Source organism: Stappia sp. ABD4_338 (genome assembly GCF_056312175.1).
Map to the genome: position 1 here is coordinate 1,547,573 of NZ_CM149982.1, position 16,419 is coordinate 1,563,991.

At 67.7% G+C, this 16,419-nt stretch carries 13 protein-coding genes and 1 pseudogene; 8 read left to right on the forward strand and 6 right to left on the reverse strand.

The window, feature by feature from the left end; genetic code table 11:
• Positions 1-225: 225 nt before the first annotated feature.
• Positions 226-486, reverse strand: a complete 261-nt coding sequence (locus tag ACYX4S_RS07140; RefSeq protein WP_476362388.1) for a hypothetical protein — start codon at positions 484-486, stop codon at positions 226-228.
• Positions 487-798: 312 nt separating this feature from the next.
• On the opposite strand from ACYX4S_RS07140, the gene ACYX4S_RS07145 reads away from it, so the two are divergent.
• Positions 799-1,611: a class II aldolase/adducin family protein gene (locus ACYX4S_RS07145; RefSeq protein ID WP_476362389.1), complete on the forward strand. Its 813-nt coding sequence runs from the start codon at positions 799-801 to the stop codon at positions 1,609-1,611.
• Positions 1,612-1,655: 44 nt separating this feature from the next.
• On the opposite strand, the gene ACYX4S_RS07150 is transcribed toward ACYX4S_RS07145, so the two are convergent.
• Positions 1,656-3,383 (reverse strand): L,D-transpeptidase family protein, encoded by a 1,728-nt coding sequence (locus ACYX4S_RS07150; RefSeq protein ID WP_476362390.1) that lies wholly within the window; start codon positions 3,381-3,383, stop codon positions 1,656-1,658.
• A 301-nt stretch (positions 3,384-3,684) separates the two neighbouring features.
• Here ACYX4S_RS07150 and cysS point away from each other — a divergent pair, with 301 nt between their 5' ends.
• From cysS to rarD, 5 genes and pseudogenes are all read left to right on the forward strand, one after another.
• Entirely contained in the window at positions 3,685-5,148 is a 1,464-nt protein-coding gene (cysS, locus tag ACYX4S_RS07155) for a cysteine--tRNA ligase (protein WP_476362391.1), read from the forward strand.
• A 236-nt stretch (positions 5,149-5,384) separates the two neighbouring features.
• A pseudogene (locus ACYX4S_RS07160) lies at positions 5,385-5,540 on the forward strand (DUF559 domain-containing protein); the annotation flags it as partial.
• Entirely contained in the window at positions 5,533-6,030 is a 498-nt protein-coding gene (locus ACYX4S_RS07165) for a GFA family protein (RefSeq protein ID WP_476362392.1), read from the forward strand. The pseudogene ACYX4S_RS07160 and the gene ACYX4S_RS07165, both read left to right, overlap by 8 nt.
• Before the next feature lie 92 nt (positions 6,031-6,122).
• Positions 6,123-7,718, forward strand: coding sequence for a citramalate synthase (cimA, locus tag ACYX4S_RS07170; RefSeq protein WP_476362393.1), 1,596 nt, complete (start codon positions 6,123-6,125; stop codon positions 7,716-7,718).
• Positions 7,719-7,764: 46 nt separating this feature from the next.
• Positions 7,765-8,712, forward strand: coding sequence for an EamA family transporter RarD (gene rarD, locus ACYX4S_RS07175; protein ID WP_476362394.1), 948 nt, complete (start codon positions 7,765-7,767; stop codon positions 8,710-8,712).
• A 25-nt stretch (positions 8,713-8,737) separates the two neighbouring features.
• Here the strand turns inward: rarD and pssA are convergent, their stop codons facing one another.
• Both pssA and ACYX4S_RS07185 read right to left on the reverse strand, forming a co-directional pair.
• On the reverse strand, positions 8,738-9,628 hold the full coding sequence (pssA, locus tag ACYX4S_RS07180) for a CDP-diacylglycerol--serine O-phosphatidyltransferase (RefSeq protein WP_476362395.1): 891 nt from the start codon (positions 9,626-9,628) through the stop codon (positions 8,738-8,740).
• Positions 9,629-9,635: 7 nt separating this feature from the next.
• On the reverse strand, positions 9,636-10,337 hold the full coding sequence (locus ACYX4S_RS07185; RefSeq protein WP_293721356.1) for a phosphatidylserine decarboxylase: 702 nt from the start codon (positions 10,335-10,337) through the stop codon (positions 9,636-9,638).
• Between the two features lie 538 nt (positions 10,338-10,875).
• Here ACYX4S_RS07185 and ACYX4S_RS07190 point away from each other — a divergent pair.
• A complete protein-coding gene (locus tag ACYX4S_RS07190; protein ID WP_476362396.1) occupies positions 10,876-12,471 on the forward strand; it encodes a DEAD/DEAH box helicase in 1,596 nt (531 codons plus the stop codon).
• A 1,016-nt stretch (positions 12,472-13,487) separates the two neighbouring features.
• Here ACYX4S_RS07190 and ACYX4S_RS07195 read toward each other — a convergent pair.
• On the reverse strand, positions 13,488-14,507 hold the full coding sequence (locus ACYX4S_RS07195; protein ID WP_476362397.1) for a zinc-dependent alcohol dehydrogenase: 1,020 nt from the start codon (positions 14,505-14,507) through the stop codon (positions 13,488-13,490).
• 221 nt (positions 14,508-14,728) lie between these two features.
• Between ACYX4S_RS07195 and ACYX4S_RS07200 the strand changes: the two genes are divergently transcribed.
• Entirely contained in the window at positions 14,729-15,349 is a 621-nt protein-coding gene (locus ACYX4S_RS07200; protein ID WP_476362398.1) for a DUF805 domain-containing protein, read from the forward strand.
• A 187-nt stretch (positions 15,350-15,536) separates the two neighbouring features.
• On the opposite strand, the gene ACYX4S_RS07205 is transcribed toward ACYX4S_RS07200, so the two are convergent.
• A complete protein-coding gene (locus ACYX4S_RS07205; protein WP_476362399.1) occupies positions 15,537-16,145 on the reverse strand; it encodes a HupE/UreJ family protein in 609 nt (202 codons plus the stop codon).
• Positions 16,146-16,419: the final 274 nt, after the last annotated feature.

Below are 16,419 nucleotides of genomic sequence, written 5' to 3' on the forward strand. Positions count from 1 at the left end.
TGTCGCGGAGCCGTTCCGTTGTTCCGGATGCCGTTCGGCGGCCTCACGGTTTGCTGCCGGTGATGTACCGGGCAGCCCGTTCGCGCGCAACCGGGATCCGATCCCTGCAGGTCTGGCCCGGCGGGTACTTGGAACTCGTGCTGAACAGCCTGAACCGCTCGGGGGGCAAAACCCGTCCGAACGGTTCAACATATTAGATTGCAACAACGTGTGCGATGCAAGATCTCAACGCAGGCCGTGCGATGCATTTGGCGCAAAAGCGTTAATCCGGCATGAGGTGTTGCTTTCGAAGCAGGAGGCCGCAAGTCCGCCGCCCTGATTCGACGGGGAAGACAGGACGAAGGCCGCCACGGGCGCCAGCATTCCAAGGCAAAGCACGAGCGCCGCGACGAAAAGCGCCAGCGGGCGGGGTGCGTTGTCGCGACGGCCGGCCGGGGAGGACGGGTTGCGGGTCACGGGGGCGGCAAGGACGCTGGAAACGGACATGGCACTGCTCCGATACTCAGGAGGTACTGGCGATCCTGGCCTTTCGGGCACCGGATCGCCTTGATCGAGAACAATCTTCGCGCAGTCGCCCTGAACCGGTGCTGAGGCGCGGATTTATCCGCCGTTCATGTTCGTAAAGGGGGGGGATTAGGTCGAAACGCGACCATTCGGATCCGGATAAAGATGTTTTGAGTTATTTTGCAGTGCAGCAATTATATTGGACCCGCTCCCGGAATGTCCCCAGTGTTGCGCCGTTCGACGTAGGGGAATGGCGGGGGCACTGGCCTGCCGCCGAAGATTGCGGAGAGGGCCATGCTTGACACCATCGAAAAGAAATCGGTCTACCAGCCCGACCAGCCGGGGCTTCTGTTTCCCACCGAGCCGGAGTTCGCCACGGTCGCCGAGGAGAGGAGCTACCGCAAGCAGCGGCTGGTGCTGGCGTGCCGCGCCTTCGCGCGAGAAGGCTACAGCTACGGCTTCGCCGGTCACCTGACCGTCCGCGATCCCGAACATCCGGAGCTTTTCTGGACCAATCCGATGGCCGTGCATTTCAGCCAGGTCCGCATGTCCAACCTGATCCTGGTCGACCATCACGGTCGGGTGGTCGAGGGGAACCACGCGGTCAATCGCGCCGGCTTCATCCTTCATGCCAACGTGCACAAGGCGCATCCCGACATCGTGTCCATGTGTCATGCGCACACGGAAGCGGGGACGGCCTTCGCGGCGCTTGGGCGTGAGATCCGGCGCCTGACGCAGGATTCCTGCGTGTTCTTCGAGGATCACGTGGTGATCCTGGAGGAGGCCGGGGCGGCCGCGCTGGAGGACAGGGCGGGCGGCAACGTCGCGCGGGCGTTCAGGGGCGTGAAGGCGGCGATCCATGCCAACCACGGACTGCTGACGGCGAGCCGGCACTCCATCGATGCGGCCGCCTTCTGGTTCATCGCGCTGGAGCGCTGCTGCAAGCAGGAGCTCATGATCGATGCCAGCGGCCGGGAGCCGATCCTTGTGAGCGAGGAGCGGGCGCGCTACTCGCGCAAGCACATCGGCACCGATTACATCGGCTGGCTGCATTTCCAGCCCGTTGCGGCGCAGATCATCGCCGACGAACCGGATCTGTTCGACTGAAGGCCGCCGGGGCGGGCGAAAGCGCCAAGCCCCGGCCGGACATTTCAAAGCTGCTGGCGGCGGTGGTTCGCGATCGCCTTCGCCAGCACGGTGTCGCGGTCATAGATATCGCGGCGGAAGTGCACCGAGCCGTCCTTGTTCACCCATGCGGTGAGATAGGTGAGGTGGACGGGGATCGGGTCCTTGAGCTTGATCACGCGCCGCTTGTCGGTGTCGCGCACGGACATGAGCTTCTGCTTGTCCCAGCCGTCGCGCGACAGCAGGACACCGCCGAGTGCGAAGGGATCCTCGGCGCGGATGCAGCCGTGGCTGAAGGAGCGCTGCGCACGCGAGAACAGGGCCTTGGCCGGCGTGTCGTGGATGTAGATGTTGAACTTGTTCGGGAACATGAACTTCACCCGGCCCAGCGCGTTTTGCGGCCCCGGATCCTGGCGCAGCGTGAAGGGGAAGTTGCCCCGGCTGTAGGAGCCCCAGGCGACCGACCACGGATCGACTTCCCGGTTGCCGGAGAAGATGCGGATGCCCTTGGCGGCCAGCGCGCCGGGATTTTTCTGGAGCTGGGGCAGATACTCCTTCGTCGCGATGGAGTAGGGCACCGTCCAGAAGGGGTTCACCTCGGCATAGGTGATCTTGTCGGAGAAGACCGGCGTGGCGTGATAGGGCTTTCCCACCACCACGCGCGCGGTGTGCACGGTCTTGTCGTCCTCCACGACCTTCAGGTTCTGGTCGGCGAGATTGACGAAGACATAGCGCTCGCCCAGATCGTCCGGCATCCAGCGCCGGCGCTCCATGTTGAGCTCCATCTGGGCGATCCGCTGGCTGATCGGCACGTTGATTTCGGCCAGCGTGTTCCTGCCGATGATGCCGTCGACGGCAAGGCCATGCCGCTCCTGGAAGAGCTTCACCGCCTCGACCAGCGCGCCGTCATAGACATCGCCCTCGTGGCTTCCCGGCGTGAGGAGATCCTGCTCGGCCAGCCGCTTGCGCAGCGTGTCGAGGCGGGTGTCGGTCATGCCGGGCTTCAGGGTCTCGCCCTGCGGCACGGGAGTGAAGCCCCCGGCCTCGGCCTTCGCGCGGTAGTCGGCGAGGGCGGCCTTCAGCCGGGCATAGTTCGGCGTGTTGGGCGACAGGGCCTCCAGGGAGGCGTCGAAATCCTCCGCGCTCTCGATGTATTCCAGAACCACGGACGGGTTCGGCGCGCGGGGGAAGATGTTCAGGGCTTTGTTGACCTCGTTGGGCTGTACCCGGCCGGAGGTCAGATGATCGGAAAAGGCGACGAACGTGTTCGAAAGCGTCACCTCCAGAGCGGCGAGGTCGTCGTCGCCGGCGGCGGTCGAGGCCATGCGGCGCAACTCGTCGACGTCATACTCCGCCGGGTCGAGCGCATCGGCACGGGAGGCGGCGAAGGCCGCGATCAGCTTCTCGCCGTGGGGATTGATGCCCTCGTCGCTCACCCACAGGGGCTTGTAGAGGCGTCCTTCGTAGAAGCCATGCACGCCGAGATCCGCCTCGTCCTGTACTCCGGCGTTGAAGCGCGCGTCGAGCATGGGGGCGGGCGTGCTGTCCAGATAGCGCGCGATGGCCGCCGCCAGCGGGTCGGCCGGGCGGGTCTCCTCGATCAACGCGCCGATGGAGGCGCCCGTGGTCGCGTTGCCGCCCGTTCCTCCCGACTGGGCAAGCGCCGGCACGGGAGCGAGGGCAAGATGAAGCGCGCCGGCCAGCACGGCGGCGCTCATCGCGAATGGCAACAGGGGGCGGGCAGTACAAATCATCCAAAAATCCTCCGCACGGCAATTGTCCTGCATATTACACACACCATCCTTGGCCCGCGAGGCGTGTTGCAGGTCACTTCGAAGGTGTTTTTGGTGCGCTACGCGGGATTTGCGGGCTTGACCGTGTCGGGCAAACGGGTCAGAACCGAAACATGACCACGGCCCACGGACCCGAGATTTCGATCCTCATTATTTGCAGCTAGCGACAAAGCTGGCTGTGGCCGTTCCCCTCATGCTCGATGCTCCTCCGACACGGAGATGAGACGGACGCCCCGGCCAGCCGGCCAGGAGACGACCGATCATGCATTCCGCTCATGTGTTGAAGCTGACGAACACACTGACCCGGGCGAAGGAAGACTTCGTGCCCGAGGATCCGTCGAACGTGCGCATGTATGTCTGCGGACCGACGGTCTACGATTTCGCCCATATCGGAAACGCGCGGCCGGTCATCGTCTTCGACGTGCTGTTCCGCCTGTTGCGCCATCTCTATGGCGCCGAGCATGTCACCTACGTGCGCAACATCACGGACGTGGACGACAAGATCAACGCGCGCGCGCTTCGCGACTATCCCGACCTGCCGCTGAACGAGGCCATCGCGCGGGTGACGGAAAAGACCGGCGACCAGTTCCACGCGGACGTGAAGGCGCTGGGCTGCATGGCTCCGACCCATGAGCCGCGCGCCACGCAGCACATCGCCGGCATGATCGAGATGATCGTCACGCTGATCGCCCGGGGCCACGCCTATCAGGCGGAAGGCGAGGTGCTGTTCGACACCGCCTCCATGCCCGGCTATGGCGCGCTGTCGAAGCGCAATCTCGACGAGCAGCAGGCGGGCGCGCGCATCGCCGTCGACGCCCACAAGAAGAACCCGGGCGACTTCGTCCTGTGGAAGCTCTCGTCCGACGACGAACCCGGCTGGGACAGCCCCTGGGGGCGCGGGCGTCCGGGCTGGCACATCGAATGCTCGGTCATGAGCGCCCATCACCTGGGCCAGACCTTCGACATTCACGGCGGCGGCCTCGATCTCATCTTCCCCCATCACGAGAACGAGATCGCCCAGTCGTGCTGCGCCCATGGCACCACCACCATGGCCCGCTACTGGCTGCACAACGGCTTCGTGCAGGTCGAGGGGCGGAAGATGTCCAAGTCGGAGGGCAATTTCGTCACCATCCACGATCTGCTTGCGACGGAAAAGTTCGGCGGCCGGGCCTGGCCGGGCGATGTGCTGCGCCTTGCCATGCTGATGACGCACTACCGCGAGCCGATCGACTTTTCGGTCAAGCGGCTGGAGGAGGCCGCCGGCATCCTCGACGGCTGGAAGGCGGCCGTCCTTGCCTCGGGGCTGGATGTCTCCGACGCCGCGCGCGCCGGTCTTGCCGCACTTGACGTGCCGGACGAGGTGGTCGACGGGCTCTGCAACGACCTGTCGTTTTCCGCCGTGCTGCCGGTGCTGCACAAGCTTGCCAAGGCCGCTTCCGCTGATGCGGGCGCGGCGGGCGCGCTGTTCGCGGCGCTTTCGTTCCTGGGCATCGTGTCGGTGGAGAGCCTGCAGTCCTTTGCAGCCCAAAGGCAGGCGGGAGCGGTCAACGGCGTCGACACCGCCGCCGTCGAGGCGCGCGTCGCCGAGCGGCTTTCGTTTCTCGAGGCGAAGAACTGGGCCGAGGCCGACCGCATTCGCGACGACCTGGCGTCCGAGGGCATCCTGCTCAAGGACGGCAAGGGCGCGGACGGCAAGCGTGTCACCACCTGGGAGGTGAAGCGCTGAGGACCAGCGCGGCGATTCCCCCCTCTGTCCCCTGCGGGGACATCTCCCCCTCAAGGGGGGAGAGGGGAAGGTGGTCAGGGCAGGGTCTTGTGCCTTCGGCTGCCGGGCAAGACGGGGAACTTGCGTGTGATGCCTGGGAAGTGCGGGGCGGTTCAAGCGACTGCGACCGCCCCGGTCTCTTCTCTCCCCCCCCTTGAGGGGGAGATGTCGGCGAATGCCGACAGAGGGGGTATTGGTGTCGGCGCGACCGGCGACTTGGGGAACTGGGCTGGACCGTACTGCGGTTCTGGAACGTGGATGTGATGTGTGAGCCGGACGGCGTCCGCAGACGGATCGTTGAGGCGTGCGGCGCGACCGACCGCCACCCGAACGGGGAGAACGTGCATGACTGAAGACAAGGGACACTCCGGCGGATGCCAGTGCGGCGCGGTGCGCTTCAGGGTGCATGGCGCTCTGGGGCGGGCCTCCATCTGCCATTGCCGCATGTGCCAGAAGGCGACGGGCGGCTTCTTCGCGCCGCTGGTGGCGGTGTCGCGCGACCAGATCGAATGGACCCGGGGCGAGGCGACGCTGTTCCGCTCCTCCAATCACGTCTCGCGCGGGTTCTGCGCAAGCTGCGGCACGCCGCTGACCTATGAGGAGCCGGGCGAGACCATGGCGCTGTCCATCGGCGCCTTCGACCATCCCGAGCGAATTCCGCCCTCGATCCAGTACGGCATCGAGCGGGCGCTTCCCTATGTGGACACGCTCGCCAGCCTGCCCGGACGCGAGACGCTTCAGGATCTGGAGGAGGCACCCTTCCTCTCCGACATCCGCTCCTTCCAGCATCCGGACGAGGATACCGAGACCTGGCCGCCCGGGGAGGGGCGGTCGCACACCTGACCCGGCACCGCCGGCGGGAGGGGAAAGACGCAAGCCCCGTGCCCCGCCGGTCGGCCGTTGCCGACTGCCAAGCGCCCCATGAGGACCCTGGAATGACCACCCGAGACCGCCTGTACCTCTTCGACACCACCCTGCGCGACGGCGCCCAGACCGCCGGCATCGACTTCTCGGTGGAGGAGAAGATCGCGGTGGCCGGCCTTCTGGAGCGCCTCGGCGTCGACTACGTGGAAGGCGGCTACCCGGGCGCCAATCCCACCGACAGCGCCTTCCTGGCGGAGAAGCGCACCTCGTCCGCGACCTTCACCGCCTTCGGCATGACCAAGCGTGCCGGGCGCTCCGCGGCGAACGATCCTGGCCTGCAGGGTGTGCTGGAGTCCGCCGCCGACGCGATCTGCCTGGTCGCCAAGAGCTGGGACTATCACGTGCGCGTGGCGCTGGGCTGTTCCAACGAGGAAAACCTGGACAGCATCCGCGACAGCGTCCTGGCGGTTCGCGCGGCGGGCCGCGAGGCGATGATCGACTGCGAGCATTTCTTCGACGGGTTCAAGGCCAATCCCGACTATGCGCTGGCCTGCGCCCGCACGGCCTTCGAGGCCGGGGCGCGCTGGGTGGTGCTGTGCGACACCAATGGCGGCACGCTGCCGGGAGAGGTCGCCGAAATCGTGCGGCTCGTCGCGGAATCGGTGCCGGGCGCGAATCTCGGCATCCACGCCCATGACGACACCGGCCATGCGGTGGCCAATTCCCTTGCCGCCGTTGCCGCCGGGGCCCGGCAGATCCAGGGAACGCTCAACGGCATCGGCGAGCGCTGCGGCAACGCCAACCTTGTGACGCTGATCCCGACGCTGATGCTCAAGGAGCCCTATCGCTCGCATTTCGAACTGGGTGTGACGCGGGAGACGCTGGCCGAGGTCACGGCCATCTCGCGCGCCTTCGACGAGATCATCAACCGCTCGCCCGACCGGCATGCGCCCTATGTCGGCGCCAATGCCTTTGCCACCAAGGCGGGCATCCATGCCTCCGCGATCCTCAAGGAGCCGGAGACCTACGAGCACGTTCCGCCGGAAAGCGTCGGCAACCGCCGCCGGGTGCTCGTCTCCGACCAGGCGGGCAAGTCGAACCTGCTCGGCGAACTGGCGCGGCTCGGGATCGCGGTCGAGAAGTCCGATCCGCGCCTCGATGCGCTGCTTGCGGACGTTAAGGAACGCGAGGCGCAGGGCTACGCCTACGAGGCGGCGGATGCCTCCTTCGAACTGCTTGCCCGCCGGCGTCTCGGAGAGGTGCCGGCCTATTTCGACGTACAGTCCTTCCGCGTCATGGTGGAGCGGCGCTACAACGCCATCGGCGAGCTGGTCACCGTCTCGGAAGCGGTCGTGAAGGTCGGCATCGACGGCGAAACGCGCATGTCGGTGTCGGAAGGAAACGGCCCCGTCAACGCGCTCGACAATGCGCTCAGGAAGGACCTCGGTCGCTATCAGCCGGTCATCGACCAGATGGAGCTGATCGATTTCAAGGTGCGTATTCTCAACGGCGGCACGGACGCGGTGACACGCGTTCTGATCGAGAGCCAGGACCATCGCACCAACAAGCGCTGGTTCACGATCGGCGTTTCGGGCAATATCGTGGATGCGTCGTTCCAGGCGCTGATCGATTCCCACACCTACACGTTGCTGAAGGCCGGGTGCTGAGCGGGCTGTCCGCTGCCGCCACAGGCTCCGAAGCCGGACAGGATCCATGACAGACAAACAGCTCGCGGCGCCGGACAAGGAACGGCAGGTCGGCCTTGCGCTCGGCCTCTCCGCCTTCTTTCTCTGGGGCTTTCTGCCGGCTTACTACAAGCTGACGACGGCGGTCCCCGCCGACGTGGTGGTCGCCCACCGGATCCTCTGGTCCGTGGTGGCGGTGGGGGCGTTCCTGGCCCTGCGGGGGCGTATCGGCGAGGTCATCGCGATCCTGCGCAAGCCTGCCATCGCCTTCAAGCTGGCGTTGTCGGCGGCTGCGATCTCGGTCAACTGGCTGGTGTTCATCTACGCGGTGGAGCAGAACGAGATCCTCTCGGTCAGCTTCGGCTATTTCGCCAATCCGCTGGTGTCGGTCGCCATCGGTCTGATCGTGCTGAAGGAGACGCTGAGCCGGGCCCAGTGGGTGGCGATCGCCATCGCGACCTTCGCCGTCGGCGTGCAGGGCGTGGCGCTGGGCGAGATACCGTGGATCTCGCTGGCGCTGGCGTTTTCCTTCGCCACCTACGGCTACCTGCGCAAGACGGTGGATGTCGGCGCCTCGCCCGGGCTTCTGACGGAGGCGCTGCTGCTTTCGCCCTTCGCCGCCGCCTATCTGGTCTGGTTCGGCGTGTCCACCGGCACGGATGTGACCTATGTCGGCGATCCGTGGCTGCTTCTGGCGCTGATCGGCACCGGCGTGGTGACGGCCTTTCCGCTGGCGCTGTTTGCCGCCGGCGCCCGGCGCCTGCCGCTCACCATCATCGGGCTGATGCAGTACATCGCGCCGAGCATCCAGATGCTGCTGGCCATATTCGTCTATGGCGAGGAGGTGGGCGAGGTGCGCTTCGCGACCTTCGCGCTCATCTGGGTGTCGCTGGCGATCTTCACCATCGACGCGCTCAAGCGCTCGCGTGACGCGCGCCGCGCCCGCACACCCAAGGCCGCGCCCCAGGCGCGGTGAGGGGGCAGACGCCGCTGCGGGGGTGTCAGCCGGCGTCGCCCTTGTCGGCGTCGCCGAGATGGTCGAGGTCGGTGTCCTCCTCGTCCGGGTCGCCGTCTTCCGGCGGACCGTCGGCCGCGCCCGACGCGAACTTCGCGTGCCAGCGATAGGCGGCGGGAATGGAAACCAGATAGGCTGTGGCGCCGAGCGCCAGCATCTCGAAGGGATAGCTCACCAGCAGCGCCACGACGAGCACGGCGGCGACGAAGAGCGGCAGAACCAGGTCGCGGCGGATGCGCGCGCCGAATTTCTTGCCCGAAAATGTCGGCAGGCGACTGACCATCAGCAGCGCGATCACGACCACATAGATCGCGACGATCGGGGCGAGCTCCGTCCAGTGCGGCAGCAGTCCCACGAACTCCAGATAGACCGGGAGCAGCACCGCGAGCGCGCCCGCCGGCGCCGGAACGCCGGTGAAGAAGTGCACCGCCCAGGCAGGTTTGTTCGGATCGTCTATGGAGACGTTGAACCGGGCCAGTCTGAGGGCCGCCGAGATCGCGAAGACCAGCGCCGCGATCCAGCCTATGGAGCGCACCTCCTGCAGCAGCCATGAGTAGAGGATCAGCGCCGGCGCCACGCCGAAATTGACGAAATCGGCCAGGGAATCGAGTTCCGCGCCGAAGCGCGAGGTGCCCTTGAGCAGCCGCGCCACGCGTCCGTCGAGGGCGTCGAGCACGGCGGCGATGACGATGGCGCCGATGGCGTAGTCCCAGCGGGTCTCGATCGCCATGCGGATGGCGGTCAGGCCGGAGCAGAGCGCGAGAAGCGTCACCAGATTCGGCAGGACCATGCGCAGCGGCACCCGGCGGAAACGCGGCGCGCGGCCGCGACGGCGGCGTGTGGGACCCGGGTCGTAGGGCGCGAAGGGGGCTGACATGGCGACCTCAGCTCACGCGGCTCAGAAGCGCGCTGTCGCCCGCGCCGGTCAGATCCGCGACCACCGTCTCGCCGGCGATCATGGTCTGGCCGACCGCGACCTTCACGCTGGCCGTCTCCGGAAGGTAGACGTCGAGGCGCGAGCCGAAGCGGATGAGGCCGAAACGCTCGCCCGCGCCGATGTTCTCGCCCTCGTTCACGAAACACACGATGCGGCGTGCAACGAGGCCGGCGATCTGGACGACGCCGATGCGTGTCTCGCCGCTCTCGATCACCATGCCGTTGCGCTCGTTCTCCTCGCTCGCCTTGTCGCTTTCCGCATTCATGAACTTGCCCGCGCGATAGGCGAGACGCGTGATGCGCCCGCCCATGGGTGCGCGGTTCACATGGCAGTTGAACACGTTCATGAAGATGCAGACCCGCATCATCGGCTCGGAGCCCAGGTCCAGCTCCGCCGGCGGCACGGCCTGGCCGATCTGGCACACGGTGCCGTCCGCGGGGGAAACGACGAGATCGTCGTCGATGGGCGTCACGCGCGGCGGGTCGCGGAAGAAGTAGCAGACCCACGCGGTCAGGATCAGGCCGATCCAGAACAGGGGATCCCAGAACCAGCCGATGACGAGCGTTGCCGCGCCGGCAATGGCGATGAAGGGCCAGCCCTCGCGGTGGATGGGCACGAGCGTCTTGGTGATCGTATCGGCAAGCGACATTTTTGGCGTCCGTTCGTCGGTCCCGCCGGTCACGAGCGCCCGGCGCATTGCCCCCTTGTGACCGGAGCGGGCGGCAAAATCAATCCGTGCGGCGGCACGCGGTGAGGGGAGGCGGTCCCTTTCCCGGCCTTTCGGGATGCTCCGGGCGCGCGGACCCGGCGGGAGCGGGGGCTGTCGGGGCACGCGTGAAACAGGGCGGGCGGACCGGAACCGGCCTGTCCGCCCTCCGATTTTCATTGCAGCGCAGCATGAAACATGTTTTATCGGCGATATCCGACGCCGCGCAGAGACACGAGTCCGTTTGTTCGGGCCCTCGTGCGAAGGCGTCAGGTCGAGAGCGACATCGCGCGACATGGCCCGAGAGCCCCATGCAAGGGGCCGGGACGTCCTGCCCGACCGTCGCCTGTGCGCCACGCTGGATGCGGTGGTGTTTCCCGAGGCGGCTGATCTGCGCTTGCCCCCTTAAATGAAAGACCCGAGGCGCGCGCCCGTGGCCGGTTTCCGGCCCGGACGATCGCGCAACACTCAAGGATTCCCTTTGACCCTCTTTTCCGACCTCGGCCTCGCCGATCCGATCCTCAAGGCGGTTGCCGCCGAGGGCTACGAGACGCCGACGCCGATTCAGGCCCAGGCCATTCCCGCGATCCTGTCCGGCACCGACATGATCGGTCTTGCCCAGACGGGCACGGGCAAGACGGCCGCCTTCGTGCTCCCGCTTCTGCACCGCGTGTTCGAGCTGCAGAACCGGCCGCAGCCGAAGACGACCAGCGCCCTGGTGCTGGCGCCCACGCGCGAGCTTGCCGCCCAGATCGCCGACTCGATCCGCGCCTATGGCCAGAAGATGCGCCACTCCGCGACCGTGGTCGTCGGCGGCGTGCGTCCGATGCCACAGGCCCGGGCGCTGGCGCGCGGCCTCGACATCGTCGTGGCGACGCCCGGCCGCCTCATCGATCACATGGACGCCGGCGCCGTGCGTCTCGACCAGACGACGACCATCGTCCTGGACGAGGCCGATCACATGCTCGACCTCGGCTTCCTGCCGGCCATCCGCCGTATCCTGTCCGCCCTGCCGCGCGAGCGTCAGACGGTTCTGCTTTCCGCCACCATGCCCAAGCCGATCCGTGCCCTTGCGGCGGACTTCCTGACCGACCCGGTCGAGATCGCCGTCGCGCCGGCCTCCAAGCCGATCGACCGCATCGACCAGCAGGTCCTGCTCATGGAGAAGGACGCCAAGCGCCAGGCGCTCGTCGACGTTCTTTCCAAGGCCGAGAACATGGACCGCGCCATTGTCTTCACGCGCACCAAGCATGGTGCCGACAAGGTGACGCGCCAGCTCGAGCAGGCCGGCCTTTCGGCCGCGGCAATCCATGGCAACAAGAGCCAGGGCCAGCGCCAGCGCGCGCTGGATTCCTTCCGCTCCGGGCGCACGCCGATCCTTGTCGCGACGGATATCGCCGCGCGCGGCATCGATGTCGACGGCGTGTCGCATGTCGTCAACTACGAGCTTCCCAATGTGCCGGAGGCCTATGTGCATCGCATCGGCCGCACCGCGCGTGCCGGTCGCAGCGGCGTGGCCGTGTCCTTCGTGGATCGCGAGGAGCGGGCCTACCTGCGTGACATCGAGCGCCTGATCGGCAAGACGCTGGTCGAGCGCGAAGACGACCGCCACATGACCGCTCCCGCACGCGGTCCCCGCAAGGGCGGTCGCGGTGGCGGCCGTCCGCAGGGCGGCGCTCCGCGTGGCGGCCAGCGTGGCGAGGGCCGCAACGGCGAAGGCCAGCAGCGCCGCGAGGCGCGGGGCGAGCGCCAGCGTGGCGGCCGTGACGAGATCTGGTCGAACGACGGCTCGGGTCGCGGCGGTCGCGGATTTGGCGGTGGCCGGGGCGAAAACCGAAGCGAGGCCCGCGGCGAGCGGCCTCACCATGATCACGCCCACCGGGATCACAAGGGCCCGCGCGAGCAGGCCGGACAGCGTGATGGCCAGGGTCGCGGCGGTCAGGGTCGTGGCGGCCAGCGCGCCGACTCCGGTCGCGGTGGTGGTCGGGGGGCCGATGGCGGCTTCGAGGGCCGTCGTCGTCCCGCCCAGCGTGGCGAGCGCCGTGGCGCGCGCGACGGGGCCGGCCATCACGGCTGATCGCCGAGGGCCCGGCAGCGCCGGTTTCCAGTTTCTGACATGATCCGGCCGGGGAGGGCGCTCGCTCTCCCCGGCCTTCGTTTTTCTGCTTGTTGTTCGGGCCGTGCCTCCGGCTTTTCCTCTCCGGTGTTTCATGCGGACGCGTGGATTGGGCCCCGGCTCTCCGCTTCGCTGCGTCCGGGGTGACGGCGGCGGGGAGGTGCGGCACGGCCCCTGACTGGCGACTGCGGGAATGGTGATCGAGGGAATGGGTGGGACTCTGGGGTCTATCCCCTCTCCAGCGTCACCCCGGGCAAGGGCGCACGCCCGCGACCCGGGGCCTATTGGCACCCCCAGTCGAGATGGAAGCGCTCATGCGAATGCGGCGAGGGCAGGGCTCCACCACGCCGATGCCATGTGCGGATGCGTGGATTGGGCCCCGGATCTCCGCTTCGCTGCGTCCGGGGTGACGGCGGCGGGGAGGCGCGGCACGGCGCCTGACTGGCGACTGCGGAAATGGTGATCGAGGGAATGGGTGGGACTCTGAGGTCTATCCCCTCTCCAGCGTCACCCCGGGCAAGGGCGCACGCCCGCGACCCGGGGCCTATTGGCACCCCGGGTCGAGATGGAAGCGCTCATGCGAATGCGGCGAGGGCAGGGCTCCACCACGCCGATGCCATGTGCGGATGCGTGGATTGGGCCCCGGATCTCCGCTTCGCTGCGTCCGGGGTGACGGCGGCGGGGAGGCGCGGCACGGCGCCTGACTGGCGACTGCGGAAATGGTGATCGAGGGAATGGGTGGGACTCTGAGGTCTATCCCCTCTCCAGCGTCACCCCGGGCAAGGGCGCACGCCCGCGACCCGGGGCCTATTGGCACCCCGGGTCGAGATGGAAGCGCTCAAGCGGATGCGGCGAGGGCAGGGCTCCACCACGCCGATGCCATGTGCGGATGCGTGGATTGGGCCCCGGATCTCCGCTTCGCTGCGTCCGGGGTGACGGCGGCGGGGAGGCGCGGCCCCCCACCGCGCTTTGCCGCGTCAGATCTCCATGACGATGCGGCCGTCGATATGGCCCGCGCGCATGGTGTCGAAGATCGCGTTGATGTTTTCCAGCCTGTCGCCGGAATAGTGGGTCGCCACCTTGCCTTCGGCCGCGAAGGCGAGCGCCTCGGCGAGGTCGTTGCGCGTGCCGACGATGGAGCCGCGCACCGTCTTGCGATTGAGCACCGTGTCGAAGATTGGCAGCGGGAAATCCCCCGGCGGCAGGCCGACGAGGCTCATGGTGCCGCCGCGCGCCAGCATGGCAAACCCCTGGGCGAACGACTTGGGCGAAACGGCCGTGACCAGAACGCCTTCCGCGCCTCCGCCCTTCATCACCTCGGCGACGGGGTCGCCCTCAAGCGCATTGAGCGTCATGTCCGCGCCGAGCGAACGGGCGAGCGCCAGCTTCTCCTCCGAGATATCCACCGCGATCACGTGAAATCCCATGGCCTTGGCGTATTGCACCGCCATGTGGCCGAGGCCGCCGATGCCGGTGATGACGACGGTCTGGCCGGGCCTTGCCTCGGTTTCCTTCAGTCCCTTGTAGACCGTGACGCCGGCGCACAGCACCGGGGCCGCGGGCGCGAACTCGAGCCTGTCCGGCAGGTGCCCGACATAGTTCGGGTCCGCCAGAACATATTCCGCGAAGCCGCCGTTGACGCTGTAGCCGGTGTTTTCCTGCTCGCAGCACAGGGTTTCCCAGCCGCCGACGCAGTGGCGGCAATGGCCGCAGGCGGTATGGAGCCACGGCACGCCCACGCGGTCGCCCTCCTTCACGGAGCGCACGCCGGCGCCCACGGCCGCCACGGTTCCAACCCCCTCGTGCCCCGGGATGAAGGGCGGGTTCGGCTTCACGGGCCAGTCTCCTTCCGCCGCGTGAAGGTCGGTGTGGCACACGCCGCTTGCCGCGATCCTGACCAGGATCTTGCCGGGCGCGACCTCTGGCTTGTCCACTTCGCACACGTCGAGCGGAGCGCCGAAGGCGCGCACGACGGCTGCTTTCATGCCGGTTGCCATTTTCACTCCTTTCCCGGTTGCCGTTCGAACGGGACCGAAGGACGGGCCGCTGACGCCCGTCCGGGCGTGAAAGTGTGGCAAGGATCGGGGCCGGGTGCGTTGCGCGAGATCAATTCCCACGTGCACGGATCAAAGTTGCCGCTTGAGGGAAAGGGTTTGTCAGGGTCCGGATGGTTGGATCGAAACGCGGCCCGCCGGGCCGGAAAGCTGCAGGGGGAACGATGATTGCGTTGCTGTTCAGCCCAAGAGGGCGGATCGGACGGCGGGAATGGTGGGCCGGTGGTGTCTTCGCCGGTGTCCTGTCGACGGTGCTTATCCTCGCCTCGTCCCCGGGCGAGGATGCGGCCGACACGTTGCGCGCCTCCGCGGGCCTGTCCCCGGAGGTGCTCGGGAGCAGTCTGGCCGGCGGGCAGGTGGACGCGGCGGCGCTGGTCACGGCGCTTGTGCAATCGCTGCCGTTGCCGCTTGTCCTCGTGACGCTGGTGTCCTGGTACTGCCAGATCTGCCTCACCACGAAGCGGCTGCATGATCGCGGCATGTCGGGCTGGTGGCAGCTCGTCGGCCTGGTTCCCGTTGCCGGTGCGCTCTGGCTTGTCGTGGTCTGCGGGATGCGCGACGGCGATCCCGACACGAACCGCTTCGGCCCGCCGTCCAGGGCACGGGCCGCCGCCGAGGGCTGGTCCGACGAGCAGCGGCTCGACGCATCGTCCATCGACGCGATCATCGCGCGACATGCCGCCGGCGGACCGGCGCGGGTCGTCTCGCCCGCGGTGCCGTCTCCCGCCCCCAGGCCCGCCCGCCCGTCCGGCGGCTTCGGTCGCAGGCAGGCGCCACCGCGCTGACGGCGGGGACAACCCGTTCCGGCCCTGCGGGCGTTGGGCCCATGAAAAAGGCCCGGAAGCGGCTTCCGGGCCTTGTCCTGTCTGGTGGCGGGCGTTCCGGCTCAGGCCGCCCGGTCGTGCAATTTCGCAAAAGATTGCATCAATTCTTGCAAGTTCGAAGCCGGAACTTGCGCGAAGTTGCCTTGCCTCAACCGGCGATCAGCGCGACGCCCGCGAGGGCGGTCAGGCCGCCGAGCACGCGGGTCACGAGACGGCCGCGACCACCGTTCGCCTCGCCGATGGCGCCGGCCGCATAGCCGATGCCGACGCCGACCGCATGAAGCAGCGCGGTCGCGATCGCGAAGCCGGCGCCGTAGGCCAGGGCCGCCGCCGAGCCGATTTCACCGCCATGTGCGTAGCCGTGAAACAGGGCGAAAATGCCGACGACACCGGCGCCCAGGGCCACGGGAAGGCGCACGGCAAGCGCGACCAGAAGGCCGAGGGCGACGACCGATGCCAGGATCGCGGGCTCGACGAAGGGCAGCGACACGCCCGAAAGCGCGAGGCCGAAGCCGGTCAGCATCAGGGCGACGAAGCTCGCCGGCACGGCCAGAACCGCGCGTCCGCCGATCTGCCAGGCCCACAGGCCGACGGCGACCATCGCCAGAATGTGGTCGGCACCGAAGAGCGGATGACTGAAACCGGCGGCGAAGGAGCCGTGCTCGCCCGGCGCGAGGTGGGCCAGGGCGGGCGTGGTGCCGGCGACGGTCACCAGTGCGGCGGCCACGAGCGAAAGAGGTGCGAAGGTCTTCTTCATCTGGTCGATCCCTTGTTGTGTCGATCTGGCGCCCCGGTTTGGGTCACGCAGGCGCAGTTGAATGCGATCGGGCGGTTGCCGCAAGTTCTTTGTCCCCGTGCGCGCGGCCTGTCCACCAGTCGTCGAGGCCTTGCGCGCCGGAAACTGTCGAAAACGATGGTAGGACCCGCGCCGAAGTCCTGACAAGGTCGAAAAACCATGCAGACGCGCGCTCTTGCGCACAAATCGTCGGCGGTCGGTTTCCGGCGATGTCTTCCGGGCAAAACGGGAACGG

Excerpts from the sequence above, each read along its gene's own strand:
- ACYX4S_RS07140 (WP_476362388.1), bottom strand. The coding sequence starts at position 486 with ATGTCCGTTTCCAGCGTCCTTGCCGCCCCCGTGACCCGCAACCCGTCC.
- ACYX4S_RS07145 (WP_476362389.1), top strand. The coding sequence starts at position 799 with ATGCTTGACACCATCGAAAAGAAATCGGTCTACCAGCCCGACCAGCCG.
- ACYX4S_RS07150 (WP_476362390.1), bottom strand. The coding sequence starts at position 3,383 with ATGATTTGTACTGCCCGCCCCCTGTTGCCATTCGCGATGAGCGCCGCC.
- cysS (WP_476362391.1), top strand. The coding sequence starts at position 3,685 with ATGCATTCCGCTCATGTGTTGAAGCTGACGAACACACTGACCCGGGCG.
- ACYX4S_RS07165 (WP_476362392.1), top strand. The coding sequence starts at position 5,533 with ATGACTGAAGACAAGGGACACTCCGGCGGATGCCAGTGCGGCGCGGTG.
- cimA (WP_476362393.1), top strand. The coding sequence starts at position 6,123 with ATGACCACCCGAGACCGCCTGTACCTCTTCGACACCACCCTGCGCGAC.
- rarD (WP_476362394.1), top strand. The coding sequence starts at position 7,765 with ATGACAGACAAACAGCTCGCGGCGCCGGACAAGGAACGGCAGGTCGGC.
- pssA (WP_476362395.1), bottom strand. The coding sequence starts at position 9,628 with ATGTCAGCCCCCTTCGCGCCCTACGACCCGGGTCCCACACGCCGCCGT.
- ACYX4S_RS07185 (WP_293721356.1), bottom strand. The coding sequence starts at position 10,337 with ATGTCGCTTGCCGATACGATCACCAAGACGCTCGTGCCCATCCACCGC.
- ACYX4S_RS07195 (WP_476362397.1), bottom strand. The coding sequence starts at position 14,507 with ATGGCAACCGGCATGAAAGCAGCCGTCGTGCGCGCCTTCGGCGCTCCG.
- ACYX4S_RS07200 (WP_476362398.1), top strand. The coding sequence starts at position 14,729 with ATGATTGCGTTGCTGTTCAGCCCAAGAGGGCGGATCGGACGGCGGGAA.
- ACYX4S_RS07205 (WP_476362399.1), bottom strand. The coding sequence starts at position 16,145 with ATGAAGAAGACCTTCGCACCTCTTTCGCTCGTGGCCGCCGCACTGGTG.